Below are 14,930 nucleotides of genomic sequence, written 5' to 3'. Positions count from 1 at the left end.
GGCCTCTCACGTGAGTGAGCACGGCGCAGCGCTTCACCAATTTCTCTGAACCCGCTTCGCTTTCCTGCGGTCAATTCCATGCACAAGGCAATCTCACAAGGAGCCACCGCATGGACCTCATCCGCATTCTGATCGCCATCCTTCTGCCGCCGCTGGGCGTGTTCCTCCAGGTCGGTTTCGGCGGCGCGTTCTGGCTCAATATCCTGCTGACGCTGCTCGGCTACATCCCCGGCATCGTCCACGCCGTGTACATCATCGCCAAGCGCTAACCCGCCCGGCTGCCCTCCCAGAAATGCTCCGCCAGCATCCGCAGCTCCGCCGACAGTTCCGCCATGCGCGCGGCGCTGCACTGGCAGGTGCCGACCTTTTGCGCATTGCTGTCGGCTGAGCTGCGAATGGCGTGCAGGCTGCGCTGCACGTCTTCGCTGGCGACGCCCTGTTCCTCGATGGCCTCGGCGATTTCCAGGCTCATGCGCTGGATCGCCGAGACCTGCTCGCTGATCTGCTCCAGCGTGCCCGCCGCATGCCCGGCCTGCTCCAGGCTGGCGACTGCCTGCTCGCAGCAATGCCATAGCGCGCGCACTGAATCCTCGGCGCCCTGCTGGAGATTACCGACCAACGACTGGATGTCCCGCGCGGAATTCTCCGTGCGCGAAGCCAGCGCACGCACCTCATCGGCGACCACTGCGAAACCACGCCCGCTCTCCCCGGCGCGTGCCGCTTCGATGGCGGCGTTCAGCGCCAGCAGATTGGTCTGCCCGGCGACATCGCGGATCACTTCGAGCATCCGCGAGATAGCCTCGCTGTGCTCCTTCTGCTGCTCCACCGCGACGCTCGCCGCGCGCACGCCGGCTTCCAGCGCTGCCAATTGGCCGCGGGTGCCGTGCACATCCTGATGCCCGGACTGGGTGATGCGCTCGCTGCACTGCGCCGCCACCGCGCTGTGCTGCGCGTGGCGGGCGACTTCCTGGACGCTCTGTGCGAGCTGCTGCATGGCGCTGGCTACCTGTTCGGTCTCGCGCTGCTGCAGCTGCGAAGCGGCGCTGCCGCCGGCCATGGCGTCGGCCAGTGCCGCGGAATGCTCGGCCAACTGATGCGAGGCGTCCGCCATGCGCCCGACCACCGCGGCGGTTTCCGCCTCCAGCATGCGGAAGGCGAACTCCAGCTCGCCGAATTCGTCGTTCCGGCCCGTATACAGCTGCTGGCTGAGCGGGTTGTCGGCGATCTTCCGCGCTCGCCCGAGCAGCGCGCCCAGCGGTTGCAGGCGTAGCACCAGCCAGGCGCCCGAGGCGCCCAGCGCCAGCAGGAATGCCAGCACCGTCAGCTTGGGCAGCAACAGCGCCAGCAGGGCACCGCCGGCCTGCGCCAGCACCAGTCCGATCAGCAGTTGCACCGGCAGTGGCAGGCGCGGGCGGGCCATCTTCGCTCCCCCGCGCATCCGCGCGTAAAGGCGCTCCGCCGCATCGACCTGCTCGGCGCCGGGACGGGTGCGCACCGACTGGTACTCCACGACTTTTCCGCCATGGCGAATCGGTGTGACGAAGGCGCTGACCCAGTAGTGGTCGCCGTTCCTGCAGCGGTTCTTCACCAGGCCCATCCAGCTGCGCCCGGCCTGCAGCGTCTGCCAGAGGTGGGCGAAGGCGGCGGGCGGCATGTCCGGGTGGCGCACGCGGTTGTGGTTGAAACCCACCAGCTCCTCGGCCTGAAAACCGCTGACCTGAATGAAGTCCGGGTTCACATGGGTGACCGCGCCCTTGAGGTCGGTGGTGGAGAGAATGTTGGCGTTGATCGGCACATCCACCTGGCGCCCGGTGATCGGCAGGTTCTGCTTCATCGCTGGTGCTCCACGCGGGTCTGGAAGAGTTGTTCCGGCGCCAGCGGCTTGCTGAACAGGAAGCCCTGGGCGTGGCGGCAGCCTTCGGCGCGCAGGAAGTCGAGGTGTTCCTGGCGTTCGACGCCCTCGGCCACCACTTCCAGGCCAAGGCTGTGGCCCAGGCCGATGATGGCGCGGCAGATGGCGCTGAGTTCCGGGTCGTCCGGCACGCGGGTGATGAAGCTGCGGTCGACCTTGAGGATGTGCAGCGGGTAGCGCTTGAGATACCCCAGCGAGGAGTAGCCGGTGCCGAAGTCGTCCAGCGCCAGGCGCACACCCTCGGCGGCCAGTTCGCGCAGGCAGGCGAGGGTTTCCGCGCCATCCTGCATCAGCAGGCTTTCAGTGATCTCCAGTACCAGGCTGCGCGGCGACAGGCCGCTCTCCGCCAGAATCTGCTGTACCCGCGCGGCGAAGCCCGGTTGCTGCAGCTGCCGGCTCGACAGGTTGACCGAACAGTAGAGGTCGCGGTACCCCTGGCTCTGCCAGAGCGCCGTCTGCCGGCAGGCCTGGCGCAGCACCCAGTCGCCGACCGGGACGATCTCGCCGGATTCCTCCAGCGCCGGGATGAAGTCCAGCGGCGAGACGGATTGGCCGTCGTGCTTCCAGCGCAGCAGCACCTCCACCGCCTCCCAGTGCGGCGAATCGCTGTCCAGGCGGACGATGGGCTGGTAGTGCAGGCTGAACTCCTCGCGCCGCAGCGCCTGCGCCAGCGCGCTTTCCAGGTCGAGCCGGCGCTGCGCCTCGGCCTGCAGCTCGAGGCTGAAGCGCGCGTACTGCGCCTTGCCGGCTTCCTTGGCGCGATACAGCGCCAGGTCGGCGGCCTGCAGGGTGTCGATGGCCTGGCCGTCGGTCATCAACCCGGTGATGCCGATGCTGGCGCTGACCACCAGCGTGCGGCCGTCCACGTGCAGCGGCTGGCGCAGGCAATCGAGCATGCGCTGTGCGACCTGCTCGGCATCGCAGAGGCTGGCGAGGTCGTCCAGCAATACGACGAATTCGTCGCCGCCGAAGCGCGCCAGGTGATCGCCCGGTCGCAGGCAGCGTAGCAGCCGCTGCGAGACTTCCACCAGCACGCGGTCGCCGACGGCGTGGCCGAGGCTGTCGTTGATCAGCTTGAAGCGGTCCAGGTCGATGAACAGCAGGCCGGACTCGCGCGCGCCGGGGCGGCGCTGGCGCATCAGGGCCTGCTGCAGCAGCTCGTCCAGGCGCAGGCGGTTGCCCAGGCCGGTGAGCGGGTCGTGCCGCGCCGCGTGGCTGAGCTGGTGTTCGCTGGCCTTGTGCTGGCTGATGTCGGTTTGCGAGCCGGCCATGCGCCCATCGGTGACTACTCCACGCGCCAGCACCCAGAGGTAATTGCCGTCGCGCTGGCGGATACGGTACTCGTGGCTGAGCAGCGCGCTGCTGCCGCGCAGGTGCGCATCGATGGCCTTGCGCAGGCCGGGCAGGTCGTCCGGATGCACGCGGGCGAACCAGCTGGTACTGCCTTCGCCGAGGTTGTCGCGGGTCAGGCCGAGCATGCGCGCCCAGCGCTCGGAGACGTAGAGGCGGTCGTTGCCCAGGTCCCAGTCCCAGATGCCGTCGTTGGCACCGCGCAGCGCGCGGGCGAAGCGCGCCTCGCTGTCCTCCAGCGCCTGGCGCTGGGCGGCGCCGTAGGTATCGATGGCCAGGGACATGTCGAAGAACACCCGCTTGAGCAGGCTGGCGTAGGTCTTGGCTTCCGGGGCGTCGCCCATCAGGTCGGCGAGCATCTGGTCCAGGTACAGGCGATAGGCGCCCAGGTACCACTTCAGCTCGACGCCGACCTGCTGGTGCACGAGCCCGATACGCAGGCGGTCGCGCACGTAGTCGGCGTCCTGCGGGGCGTCCCACAGCTGGCGGTAGTATTCGAACTGGCTGCATTTCAGCCGCGCCAGCGTCGCCGGCTCGGCGAGAATCGCGCCCAGAGGCGGGTAGTTGCGCAGGTGATCGTAGAGCTGCTCGATGAAGCGCTGGTGGCAGCCCTCCAGTTCGCTGGCGCGGCCGTGGAGATGGCCGCCGTCCTCCTCGCGCCACTCCAGGTAACTCAGGCGCTGATCGACTTCCATCGTCGACAGGCCGATGCGCTCGAGCACGCTATCGAGCTTCGGTCCCAGGCCCATGTTTGGCTCCTTGCGGGTCTGCTGTTTTTGTCGGGCATGAAAAAAGCGCCGGCTCGTCGTCTCGTCGAAATCGACGGCGACCAACTCGGCGCTTTGTCTTGCAGGCCCATAAGTCCTGCCCGGCAAAGCCAGCTTCCGCAACGCGGAACGCGGGTGGAAGTCTTTTACACCAGCGGGCGCGGCCCCGACAACTCCTGCAGTGCGCCACTCAGGCGCTGGCGCAACTCGCCCAGTTCGCGGGAGCGGAAGGCATGGCGGGTTCGCTCCAGCACACCGATGGCGTCGGCCAGCAGCGCGAGCATCCGCGCCGAATCGCTCAAGGGCGCGTCCTTGAACCATCGGCATAGCGGCGCCTGCTCGCAGTTGCGCGGTCCCTCCATCACCGCGCAGGGCAACTCGTAGGCCGCCAGCAACGCACGAACCTGGCGCGCCAACGCCGGATCCTGGGAAGTGACCAGCAACTGGACCGGATACCGGTGGAGAGTCATGACGGATTCGCTCATATCAGGGAGATGCCAATTTAATGGCTAGTGGCTATCTGATATTGACCCCAGTCATCTCGGCGCGGCGCTCGCGTCAGATGGTCGACGGCGGGTGTGAAGTGGCTCTCGTTTGGCTGTTGGAGAATTGACTGGCAGAAACGCAAAAAGCCGCGCATCTGCGCGGCTTTTCGCTGAAGAGGTGGTGGGCCCACACGGACTTGAACCGTGGACCAAAGGATTATGAGTCCTCTGCTCTAACCAACTGAGCTATAGGCCCCCAGAAGGCGGGCGGATTATACCGGCGCGTTATGCGTCGCGCCAATCGGATGCAGCGGAACCAGGAAACGGTTGGCAAAGGCGTCGGCCGGCAACGGGGCGCTCAGGGCGTAGCCCTGGATCTGGTCGCAACCTTCGGCTTCGAGGAAGCGTTCCTGGGCTTCGTGTTCCACGCCTTCGGCGATCACGGTGAGGTTCATGCTGCGGCCCAGGGCGATGATCGCCCGGGCAATGGCGGCGTCGTGGGGGTCGTCCGGCAGGCCATGGACGAAGGACTGGTCGATCTTCAGGGTGTCCAGCGGCAGCTGCTTCAGGTAGCTGAGGGAGGAGTAGCCGGTGCCGAAGTCGTCGATGGCCAGTTGTACGCCCAGGTGCTTGAGGCTGTGCAGGATCGATAGGGCCTCTTCGGTCTGGTGCATGAGGAAGCTTTCGGTGATCTCCAGTTGCAGGCGCGAGGGCTGCAGGTTGTAGTGGGCGAGCAGCTCGCGGATGCGTTCGACCAGGTTGGTCTGGCGCAGCTGGGCGCCGGCCAGGTTGACCGAGAGCGGGCCGAAGGCGGCGTGGCTGTCCTGCCAGCGGCTCATCTGCCGACAGGCTTCGCGCAGGACCCAGTCGCCCAATGGCAGGATCAGGCCGTTTTCCTCGGCCAGAGGAATGAAGCGATCGGGCGAAATCGCGCCGAATTGAGGATGTTTCCAGCGGATCAGGGCTTCGGCGCCGACCAGTTGGCCTGTGCCGAGGGAGAGCTTGGGCTGGTAGTAGAGCTGCAGCTGGTCGCTTTCCAGCGCGCGGCGCAATTCATGCTCCAGGGCCATGCGCTCGGTGGCCTGGAAGGTCAGTTCGCGGGTGTAGAACTCCACCCGGTTGCGGCCCTGGGCCTTGGCCCGGTACATGGCGGCGTCGGCGTTCTTGACCAGAGTGGCTACATCCGAGCCATCGCTGGGGTAGAGGCAGATGCCGATGCTGGCGCTGACGAAGAACTCCTGTTCGCCGGCGATGAACGGCTTGTCGAAGCAGAGCAGCAGCTTGTTGGCGACGTGTTCGGCGTCCAGTGCGTGGTGCAGGCCGGGCAACAGGATGATGAATTCGTCGCCACCCTGGCGCGCTACCGTGTCGACGTCGCGCAGCTGCTCGCGCAGGCGGGTGGCAATGGACTTGAGCAGCAGGTCGCCGACCGGATGGCCGAGGCTGTCGTTGATGTGCTTGAAGCGGTCCAGGTCGAGGAACAGCACGGCGCCCTGATGATCGTCTTCCTGGGCTTCCTTGAGGGAGGCGTTCAGGCGGCTTTCGAACAGCAGGCGGTTGGGCAGGCCAGTGAGTGGATCGTGGTGGGCTTGGTAGTCCAGCCGTGCCTGGGCGTACTTGAGGGTGGAGATGTCGGCGAACACGCCGACATAGTGCGATAACTCGCCGTCGGCATTGCGCACGGCGCTGACGGTGAGCCACTCCGGGTAGAGCTCCTGGTTCTTCCGGCGGTTCCAGATTTCGCCCTGCCAATGGCCCTCGGCGTTGAGCTGGTGCCAGAGGGCGACGTAGAAGCTGCTGTCGTGCTGGCCGGAAGCGAGGAGGCGCGGTGAGTTGCCGAGGGCTTCCTGTTCGCTGTAGCCGGTGATCTCGGTGAAGGCGCGGTTGACGGCGACTATCTGCTGGCGCGCGTCGGTGATCATCACGCCTTCGGCGGTGCTTTCGAACACCGTGGCGGCCAGCTGCAGCTTTTCCTGCATCTGCTGGCGCTCGGTGATGTCGCGCGCGATGGTCAGCATGCAGTCGTCGCTGCCGATGGTGATGCGGTGGGCGGACAGTTCGCACAGGCGCAGGCTGCCGTCGCGAGTGCGAATTTGCGCGGTGAAGTCCGGGGCGCTGGCGGCGTTGTCGAGGATGCCCAGCAGTTTGCTGCGGTCGGCCGGGTTGGCCCACAGGCGCAGGTCGAGGGTGGAGCGCTCGGCGGCTTCCTCGCGGCTGTAGCCGGTGATGCGGGTAAAGCCCTGGTTCACTTCCACCAGCCGGCCATCGCTGATGCGGGAGATGAGCATGCCGTCGGGCGAGGCGTGGAAGGCTTTGGCGAATTTCTCCTCGGAGACGCGCAGTTGCTCCTGGGTTTCCTTGACCTGGGAGATGTTGCGCACCACGACGACCAGCGCCGGCGTGTCGTCGAGGATGATGTGCTGCGCCGACAGCAGGGCGGTGAAGTGGCTGCCATCGCGGCGATTGAGCGGGATCTCGACGTTGTTCAGCGGTTCGCCCTGCAGGCGCTGCAGCATGGCCGGGCCCATGCCGGGCGCGCCCCAAATTCCCAGGTCGGTCGAGGTCTTGCCCAGGGCTTCGCTGGCGGGGATGCCGATCTGTCGTTCGAAGGTGCTGTTCACCGCCAGCAGCACGCCGTCGACCCGGCGGGCGAGGACGATGATGTCGGGGCAGTGATGGAAGACCGAGGCGAACTTCTGTTCGGACAGGCGCAGGGCCTGTTCGGTGTGCTTCGCCTCGGTGATGTCGATCATCAGGCCGCGCAGGATCAGGTCGTCGCCATGCTGGATCAGCGTAACGATGTCGCGGATCCAGACGATCCGCCCATCGGCGGCGAGCATGCGGTAATCGAAGCTGTGGTTGCGCCCGGCATGGCTCTCGCTCATGCAGAAGTGGATCGCGTGCTCGGCGTCTTCCGGGTGCAGGGTGCGCTGCCAGAAGCCGGGTTCCAGCCAGTCGGTCAGCGGGTAGCCGAGCAGCCGCTGGGCGTGGGGCGAGACGTAGGTGAAGCGATTCTCCGCCAGGCGCATTTCCCAGGCGATGGCGGTGAGGCTTTCCACCAGGCCGCGGTAGTGCTGTTCGCTGTCGCGCAGGGCCTGCTCGAGTTTCTCCCGGCGCTGCATCTCGCCGCGCAGGCGCCGGTTCATGGTGAACAGGACCAGCAGGGTGAGGGTGGTCAGAAACGCGATGGGTACGACCACGCGGAACACATCGGGCCACACGCTACGGTGGTCGACCAGGCCGCCGACCCACGGGGCCTGCAGTGCGTCGATCTGTTCCACGGTCATGTCCGCCAGCACCTTGTCGAGAATGCCAACGAAGATCGCCTCGTCCTTCGGCACACCCATTGCCAACTGGTAGCGGTAGGGGGTCTCGCCGCTGATCTGCAGGCCCTCGAGCTTGAGCTGGCGAAGGTTCCAGACACTGGAGGCGAGGTCGCCGACGAACGCATCCACCTGGCCGACCGCCAGCGCCTGCAGTCCGGCAGCGACACTGGGCAGCGGTTGCAGGTTGAGGTCGGGGTGCCGGGCGACCAGCAGTTCATGCGGGGCGTAGTGGGCGACCACGCCGACCTTGAGGCCGTAAAGCTCCTTCACGCTGGCTGGCGCGGGGCCGTTCTTGCGGGCAAGGATGATGATCGGGAAGTCGAGGTAGGGGCGGGTGAAGGTCAGGTACTCGAGGCGTTCCGGCGTGGCCATGATGCCGGGGAGCAGGTCGAGATGGCTGTCCCGGGCCTGTTGCAGGACTTCGCTCCAGCTTGCCGGTTCGATCGGTTGGAGTTGGACTTTGAGCCTGTCGCTGATGACTTTGACGTAGCTGGCGGCCAGGCCCTGGTAGACGCCGTCGCTGTCACGGAACTCGAAGGGGGGCCAGGAGGCGTCCACGCCCAGGCGCAACGTCGGGTGCACGTTCAGCCACTGCTGCTCCTCAGGCGTGAGGCTCAGGGCGAATGCCTGTCCCGCCCAGAATGCGAGGCACCACAGTAGAACTGCCTGCAGACGCGGCATGAACGGCCTCTTTCCAGGGGGGACTATGCCGAAGTGTAGACGTGGCACTTTGCCCGATGGAAGGCCCAAAGAAAAACCCCCGGTTTTGGGCCGGGGGTTTGTTCATCACTCGTCGAGGAAGGAGCGCAGATGCTCGCTTCGCGACGGGTGGCGCAGCTTGCGCAGCGCCTTGGCTTCGATCTGGCGGATACGCTCACGGGTTACATCGAACTGCTTGCCGACTTCCTCGAGGGTGTGGTCGGTATTCATGTCGATGCCGAAGCGCATGCGCAGGACCTTGGCTTCGCGAGCGGTGAGGCCGGCGAGGACTTCGCGGGTGGCTTCCTTGAGGCTCTCGCTGGTCGCCACTTCGATCGGCGACTGCATGGTGGAGTCCTCGATGAAGTCGCCCAGGTGCGAATCTTCGTCGTCACCGATCGGCGTTTCCATGGAGATCGGTTCCTTGGCGATCTTCAGGACCTTGCGGATCTTGTCTTCCGGCATGTCCATGCGTTCGCCCAGCTCTTCCGGGGTCGGTTCGCGACCCATCTCCTGCAGCATCTGGCGGGAGATACGGTTGAGCTTGTTGATCGTCTCGATCATGTGCACCGGAATACGGATGGTGCGGGCCTGGTCGGCGATCGAACGGGTGATCGCTTGGCGGATCCACCAGGTGGCATAGGTCGAGAACTTGTAGCCGCGACGGTATTCGAACTTGTCCACCGCCTTCATCAGGCCGATGTTGCCTTCCTGGATCAGGTCGAGGAACTGCAGGCCGCGGTTGGTGTACTTCTTGGCGATGGAAATCACCAGACGCAGGTTCGCCTCGACCATCTCCTTCTTCGCACGACGGGCTTTCGCCTCGCCGATGGACATGGAGCGGTTGACGTCCTTGATCTCGGCAACGGTCAGCTGCGAGCTGGTTTCCAGGTCGACCAGCTTCTGCTGGTTGCGCAGGATGTCGTCACGCAGGCGCTCGATGGCCTCGGCGTACTTGGGCTTGCCCTTGAGTACGGAGTCGACCCAGGCGGTGTCGGTTTCGTGGCCGGGGAACTGGCGCAGGAAGTCGGCACGCGGCATGCGGGCATCACGCACGCACAGCTGCATGATGGCGCGTTCCTGGCGGCGCACGCTGTCCAGCGCATCGCGGACCTTGGCGACCAGCACGTCGAACTGCTTGGGCACCAGCTTGATCGGCATGAACAGCTCGGCCAGGGCGACCAGTTCTTCGGTGGCCTGCTTGCTGCCGCGACCGTGTTTCTTCAGGGCCTTCTTGGCCTTTTCCAGCTGCTCGGAGACGGCGCCGAAACGACGAGCGGCTTCTTCCGGATCCGGACCGCCATCGCCTTCTTCTTCCTCGCTGTCGCCGTCGGACTCTTCGTCCTCTTCGTCCTTGTCCTTATCCTTGGCTTCGGCGTCGTCCTTCAGGCCGACCGGCTCGACTTCCTCGGCCGGCAGGGTGCCGTCATCCGGGTCGATGTAGCCGCTGAGAACGTCCGACAGGCGGCCGCCTTCGGCAACGATGCGGTTGTACTCTTCGAGAATGCCGTCCACCGCGCCCGGGAACTGGGCGATGGCGCTCATGACCTCGCGGATGCCTTCCTCGATGCGTTTGGCGATTTCGATCTCGCCTTCGCGGGTCAGCAGTTCCACGGTACCCATTTCACGCATGTACATGCGCACCGGGTCGGTCGTACGGCCAACGTCGCTCTCTACCGCGGCAAGGGCGGCAGCAGCTTCTTCGGCGGCAGCTTCATCGGTATCGGTTTCCGCCAGCAACAGGGCATCCGCATCCGGGGCTGTCTCGAATACGTTGATCCCCATGTCGTTGATCATGCGGATGATGTCTTCTACCTGTTCCGGATCAGAGATATCCTCCGGCAGGTGGTCGTTGACCTCCGCGTAAGTCAGGTAACCCTGCTCACGACCACGGGTGATCAACTCTTTGAGACGAGATTGCTGTTGCGCTTTTCCGGACATAACACCCTATCCACTGAAGGTCTTGGCGGGCTGAAATAAGCCGAGGATTATACCAGATTCGAGGCTTCAGGCGCCAGTTCAGCTCTGGCTGCCTGTTGAAGAGGGGGTGCTGTAGTGCTCCCGCAGTAACGCTTTCTCTTCGTCGGTCAGTTCACTGGGGTTCTTTCGCAGCACGCTGTGCAAGCGGGCTTCACGGCTGCTGTGCAGCTGGTTGTGTGCAAGTGTAGTAATGGTGTCGACGAACTGCTTTTCAAGATTGCCGTCGTCGATCAGCCATTCTTTCCCCGCCAGCACCTGTAGCAGGCGCCCTTGGGGCGTTCCGTGCCAGCGCGCGATGAGGTGCATCGAGCTCTGTTTCGGATTCTTCTGCAACGCTTCGACCAGTGCGGCGAGCAGTTGCGAATAGGTCTGTCCCTCGTTGGAGAAATGGCTCGCATCCTCGACGCTCTGCGCCAGCTGGGGATGGTGCAGCAGGGTGCGCAGCGCGGTCAGGGTCGGTGATTCGACGCTGATCTCGGTGCGCGGCTGGCGTGGTGTGAAGTCGCCTTTTCTGCCTTTGCCGTCCCATTTGCGATCGCCCTTCCAGGACTTCTTGCCCTGCTTGGCTCCGCCGCTGCCGGCGGAAAACTCCATCGGCGCTTCGAAGTAACTCGAAGCATCCTGGTAATGACTGTCGCCGTGGCCGGCGAACTGGCCCATGTCGTAGTCGGCGTACTCGTGGGCGTGCTGCTCCGGGCCAGGTGCCTGCGCCGTTGCAGGGGTGTGATTCGGTTTTGCCTGGCCGGTGAGGCCCGAGCGCGGCGCGCTGATCTGGCTGAGCGCTTCGGCGGACAGGCCGGTGATCTCTCCCAGGCGCTGGCGCATCAGCAGGCGCAGCGTGTTGCCGGGGATCTTCTCCAGCAGCGGTCCGGCCAGGGTTGCCAGGTGCGCCTTGCCCTCCAGCGTGCTGGGGTCGGCTTCCTCGGTCAGTTGCTGGAAGAAGTAGTCCGCCAGCGGCTGTGCCTGGTGGGCGAGGCGGGCGCGGAAGGCATCCGGGCCTTCGGCGCGCACCAGGCTGTCCGGGTCTTCGCCTTCGGGCAGGAACAGGAAGCGCACCTTGCGCCCGTCCTGCAGGTTGCTCAGCGCTGACTCCAGTGCGCGCCAGGCGGCATTGCGGCCGGCCTGGTCGCCGTCGAAGCAGAAGAGGATGTTCGGCACAATGCGGAACAGCCGCTTGATGTGTTCTTCGCTGGTGGCCGTGCCCAGGGTGGCGACCGCGTTGCGGATGCCCTGCTGCGCCAGTGCGATGACGTCCATGTAGCCTTCGACCACCATGATCTCGTCGAGATCCCGGTTGTTCTTCCGTGCCTCGAACAGGCCGTAGAGCTCTTGTCCTTTATGGAAGACCGGGGTTTCCGGCGAGTTCAGGTATTTCGGCTTGTCGTCGCCCAATACGCGGCCGCCGAAGGCGATCACCCGGCCGCGGCTGTCGCGGATGGGGAAGATCACCCGGTCGCGGAAGCGGTCGTAGCGCTTGCCGCTGTCGGGGTTTTCCACCAGCAGGCCGGCGTCGAGCATGGCCTTGAGTTGCAGGTTGTCGCCGCCCAGGTTCTTCAGCAGGTTGTCCCAGCCCGGCGGGGCGAAGCCCAGGCCGAAGTCGCGGGCGATTTCGCCGGTCAGGCCGCGACCCTTGAGGTATTCCACGGCGGCCTTGCGGGCCGGGTGGCTCTTGAGTGCCTGGCGGTAGAACTCGGCGGCGCCGGCCAGCAGCGGGTACAGCGGCGAGTCGACCGGTTGACGAGGCTTGTTGCCGCGCCGGCCTTCCTCGCGGGGGATGTCCATCCCGGCGCGCTTGGCCAGGTCCTCGACCGCCTGGACGAAGTCCAGCTGGTCGTGGTCCATGATGAAGCCGAGCGCGTTGCCGCCGGCGCCGCAGCCGAAGCAGTAGTAGAACTGCTTGTCCGGGCTGACGGTGAAGGAGGGTGTCTTCTCCTTGTGGAACGGGCAGCAGGCGCTGTAGTTCTTGCCGGTCTTCTTCAGCTGGATGCGCGAACTCACCACATCGAGAATATCGGTGCGGTTGAGCAGGTCATCGATGAAGGATTGTGGAATCAGGCCGGCCATAGACTCATCGGGACGCAGGGTGGACCCAAGCATAGCGCGGGGCGATGAAGCCGCGAGCGGGGCTTGAGACTAAGCATGGGGCTTGAAAAGCAAAAACTCCGAAGTCCGCGAATGCGAATCGGAGTCGGGTGCCTTGTTTCAGGCACTCGCCCGGCGAGTGGGCCGGGCGATGCGGAAAGCGTGCGACGAAGCGCTGTAACTCAGTACAGGCGCTCGCGGCGGCGCTGTTCGCGCTGCACTTTCTTGGCGTGACGCTTAACAGCGGCAGCGGCCTTGCGCTTACGCTCGGCGGTCGGCTTTTCGTAGAACTCACGGCTACGGACTTCGGCCAGTACGCCTGCTTTTTCGCAGGAGCGCTTGAAACGACGCAGAGCTACGTCGAAGGGTTCGTTCTCTTTAACTTTGACGGCGGGCATCCAGGTCGTACCTTCAATGATTACCGGAGGATTTATCGCGCTCCTGACGGTTGTTCGGAGTCGGCGGTTTTCAAGGGTTGCGGATATTAAACGTTCGGAAGGAGGAATGCAAAGCCTCCGATCGAAAAGCACTGGTCCGAAGCCCAGCCGACGATTATGATGCGCGGCTTCAATTTTGCCCAGAGTAAAGGCTCAAACCCATGCTAGTGCTGGGGTTGGAAACCTCCTGCGACGAGACCGGCGTCGCCCTGTACGACAGCGAAAAAGGCCTGCTGGCCGACGCGCTGTTCAGCCAGATCGACCTGCATCGCGTATACGGCGGCGTGGTTCCCGAGCTGGCGTCCCGTGATCACGTCAAGCGCATGCTGCCGCTGATTCGCCAGGTACTGGACGAGTCCGGCTGCAACGCCGAAGACATCGATGCCATCGCCTACACCGCCGGCCCCGGCCTGGTGGGCGCGCTGCTGGTAGGCGCGTCCTGCGCCCAGGCCATGGCGTTCGCCTGGGGCATACCGGCCGTCGGCGTGCACCATATGGAAGGCCATCTGCTGGCTCCCATGCTGGAGGAGCAGCCGCCGAAGTTTCCGTTCGTCGCCTTGCTGGTGTCTGGCGGCCACACCCAACTGGTTCGAGTGGATGGCATTGGCCGTTACCAGGTACTCGGCGAGTCGGTGGACGACGCTGCCGGTGAGGCCTTCGACAAGACTGCCAAGCTGCTCGGCCTGGCCTATCCCGGTGGCCCGGAGATCGCCCGTCTGGCCGAGCGCGGCACCGCGGGTCGCTTCGTCTTCCCGCGGCCGATGACCGATCGTCCGGGGCTGGACTTCAGCTTCAGCGGCCTCAAGACTTTCGCCCTGAACACCTGGCAGCGCTGCGTGGCCGAAGGTGACGACAGCGAGCAGACCCGCAGCGATATCGCCCTGGCGTTCCAGACTGCCGTGGTCGAGACGCTGACCATCAAGTGCAAGCGCGCGCTCAAGCAGACTCACCTCAAGAGCCTGGTGATTGCCGGCGGCGTCAGCGCCAACCAGGCCTTGCGTCAGCATCTCGAAAAGATGCTCGGCGAAATGAAGGGCCAGGTGTTCTACGCCCGCCCGCGCTTCTGCACCGATAACGGCGCGATGATCGCCTATGCTGGCTGCCAGCGCCTGGTGGCGGGGCAGCAGGACGGCCCGTCGATCGGCGTCCATGCGCGTTGGCCAATGGAGTCGCTGCCAGCGATCTGAATAATGAAGCTGCAAACGACGCGGCGCATGCTCTGAACGGCATGGGCCGTTTTTTCGCTTGCAGCGTGGTACGCGGGTCGGGAAGCTCGCGGCTCTAGAAGTGGCGCTCGCGTCCGGCGATGAGATCGCGCAGGTTACTGCGGTGACGCCAGACGATCAGGCCGGTGAGCACGGTCATCGGTAGTAGCGCCGACGGCTCCTGCCAGGCCAGCAGCGGTAGCGTCAGCGGCGTGGCGACCAGGGAAGCGAGCGAGCTGGTACGCGACAGCTTGAAAGTCACCAGCCAGGCGACTGCTGCGAGCAGCGCGGCCGGCGGGTAAAGCGCCAGCAGCATGCCGGCGGCGGTGGCGACGCCCTTGCCGCCGCGGAAGTTGAAGTACAGCGGGTAGAGATGGCCGACTACCGCTGCCAGGCCTACCCAGGCCTGCTCTACGTCGGACAGGCCGAGCAGGCGGGCGATGAGTACGGGCAGCAGCCCCTTGGCGAGATCGCCGAGCAGGGTGAGGATGGCGATCTTCTTGCCGGCCAGGCGCAGCATGTTGGTGGCGCCGGGGTTGCCCGAGCCGCTGGCGCGCGGGTCGGCAGTGCCGAACAGGCGACTGAGGAGTACCGCGAAGGACAGTGATCCGAGCAGGTAGGCGAGGATCGCCAAGAACCAGAACATGGTTTCCACCGGAGACGAGGTCGTTTCCGATTCTAACGGGG

General features: G+C 65.3%; 10 protein-coding genes and 1 tRNA gene. 2 read left to right on the top strand and 9 right to left on the bottom strand.

Annotated features, from left to right (window positions below):
• The first annotated feature begins 110 nt into the window (after positions 1-110).
• The gene (locus A6723_RS09385) at positions 111-269 is read left to right on the top strand and encodes a YqaE/Pmp3 family membrane protein (RefSeq protein ID WP_003084988.1); all 159 of its coding nucleotides are present in this window, start codon (positions 111-113) and stop codon (positions 267-269) included.
• Here the strand turns inward: A6723_RS09385 and A6723_RS09380 are convergent.
• From A6723_RS09380 to rpsU, 8 genes are all read right to left on the bottom strand, one after another.
• Complete coding sequence (locus A6723_RS09380; RefSeq protein ID WP_054908015.1) at positions 266-1,834, bottom strand: PAS domain-containing methyl-accepting chemotaxis protein; 1,569 nt, start codon at positions 1,832-1,834, stop codon at positions 266-268. The genes A6723_RS09385 and A6723_RS09380 overlap by 4 nt on opposite strands.
• Positions 1,831-4,011, bottom strand: a complete 2,181-nt coding sequence (locus A6723_RS09375; protein ID WP_054908016.1) for a bifunctional diguanylate cyclase/phosphodiesterase — start codon at positions 4,009-4,011, stop codon at positions 1,831-1,833. Before A6723_RS09375 ends, A6723_RS09380 begins: the two co-directional genes overlap by 4 nt.
• A gap of 164 nt (positions 4,012-4,175) precedes the next feature.
• Positions 4,176-4,499 carry a hypothetical protein gene (locus A6723_RS09370; protein ID WP_024763617.1) on the bottom strand — a complete coding sequence of 108 codons (324 nt, stop codon included), beginning with the start codon at positions 4,497-4,499 and terminating at the stop codon, positions 4,176-4,178.
• A gap of 194 nt (positions 4,500-4,693) precedes the next feature.
• Positions 4,694-4,770 (bottom strand) — tRNA-Ile (locus tag A6723_RS09365).
• Positions 4,771-4,786: 16 nt separating this feature from the next.
• On the bottom strand, positions 4,787-8,521 hold the full coding sequence (locus A6723_RS09360) for a bifunctional diguanylate cyclase/phosphodiesterase (RefSeq protein WP_054908017.1): 3,735 nt from the start codon (positions 8,519-8,521) through the stop codon (positions 4,787-4,789).
• Between the two features lie 105 nt (positions 8,522-8,626).
• Positions 8,627-10,480 carry an RNA polymerase sigma factor RpoD gene (gene rpoD / locus A6723_RS09355; RefSeq protein WP_054908018.1) on the bottom strand — a complete coding sequence of 618 codons (1,854 nt, stop codon included), beginning with the start codon at positions 10,478-10,480 and terminating at the stop codon, positions 8,627-8,629.
• Between the two features lie 78 nt (positions 10,481-10,558).
• Positions 10,559-12,583, bottom strand: coding sequence for a DNA primase (gene dnaG / locus A6723_RS09350; protein ID WP_054908019.1), 2,025 nt, complete (start codon positions 12,581-12,583; stop codon positions 10,559-10,561).
• Positions 12,584-12,783: 200 nt separating this feature from the next.
• Entirely contained in the window at positions 12,784-12,999 is a 216-nt protein-coding gene (gene rpsU, locus A6723_RS09345; protein WP_003085057.1) for a 30S ribosomal protein S21, read from the bottom strand.
• A 200-nt stretch (positions 13,000-13,199) separates the two neighbouring features.
• On the opposite strand from rpsU, the gene tsaD reads away from it, so the two are divergent.
• The gene (gene tsaD, locus A6723_RS09340) at positions 13,200-14,225 is read left to right on the top strand and encodes a tRNA (adenosine(37)-N6)-threonylcarbamoyltransferase complex transferase subunit TsaD (protein WP_054908020.1); all 1,026 of its coding nucleotides are present in this window, start codon (positions 13,200-13,202) and stop codon (positions 14,223-14,225) included.
• 94 nt (positions 14,226-14,319) lie between these two features.
• Here the strand turns inward: tsaD and plsY are convergent, their stop codons facing one another.
• The gene (gene plsY, locus A6723_RS09335; protein ID WP_054908021.1) at positions 14,320-14,889 is read right to left on the bottom strand and encodes a glycerol-3-phosphate 1-O-acyltransferase PlsY; all 570 of its coding nucleotides are present in this window, start codon (positions 14,887-14,889) and stop codon (positions 14,320-14,322) included.
• Between the last annotated feature and the right edge of the window lie 41 nt (positions 14,890-14,930).

Origin of the sequence: Pseudomonas sp. AU11447 (assembly GCF_001672555.2) — a bacterium.
GTDB classification, from domain to species: Bacteria; Pseudomonadota; Gammaproteobacteria; order Pseudomonadales; family Pseudomonadaceae; genus Pseudomonas; species Pseudomonas nitroreducens.
This window is presented reverse-complemented; position numbering and strand designations above follow the sequence as displayed.

Excerpts from the sequence above, each read along its gene's own strand:
- A6723_RS09380 (WP_054908015.1), bottom strand. The coding sequence starts at position 1,834 with ATGAAGCAGAACCTGCCGATCACCGGGCGCCAGGTGGATGTGCCGATC.
- A6723_RS09360 (WP_054908017.1), bottom strand. The coding sequence starts at position 8,521 with ATGCCGCGTCTGCAGGCAGTTCTACTGTGGTGCCTCGCATTCTGGGCG.
- A6723_RS09370 (WP_024763617.1), bottom strand. The coding sequence starts at position 4,499 with ATGACTCTCCACCGGTATCCGGTCCAGTTGCTGGTCACTTCCCAGGAT.
- plsY (WP_054908021.1), bottom strand. The coding sequence starts at position 14,889 with ATGTTCTGGTTCTTGGCGATCCTCGCCTACCTGCTCGGATCACTGTCC.
- dnaG (WP_054908019.1), bottom strand. The coding sequence starts at position 12,583 with ATGGCCGGCCTGATTCCACAATCCTTCATCGATGACCTGCTCAACCGC.
- rpoD (WP_054908018.1), bottom strand. The coding sequence starts at position 10,480 with ATGTCCGGAAAAGCGCAACAGCAATCTCGTCTCAAAGAGTTGATCACC.
- tsaD (WP_054908020.1), top strand. The coding sequence starts at position 13,200 with ATGCTAGTGCTGGGGTTGGAAACCTCCTGCGACGAGACCGGCGTCGCC.
- A6723_RS09385 (WP_003084988.1), top strand. The coding sequence starts at position 111 with ATGGACCTCATCCGCATTCTGATCGCCATCCTTCTGCCGCCGCTGGGC.
- A6723_RS09375 (WP_054908016.1), bottom strand. The coding sequence starts at position 4,011 with ATGGGCCTGGGACCGAAGCTCGATAGCGTGCTCGAGCGCATCGGCCTG.
- rpsU (WP_003085057.1), bottom strand. The coding sequence starts at position 12,999 with ATGCCCGCCGTCAAAGTTAAAGAGAACGAACCCTTCGACGTAGCTCTG.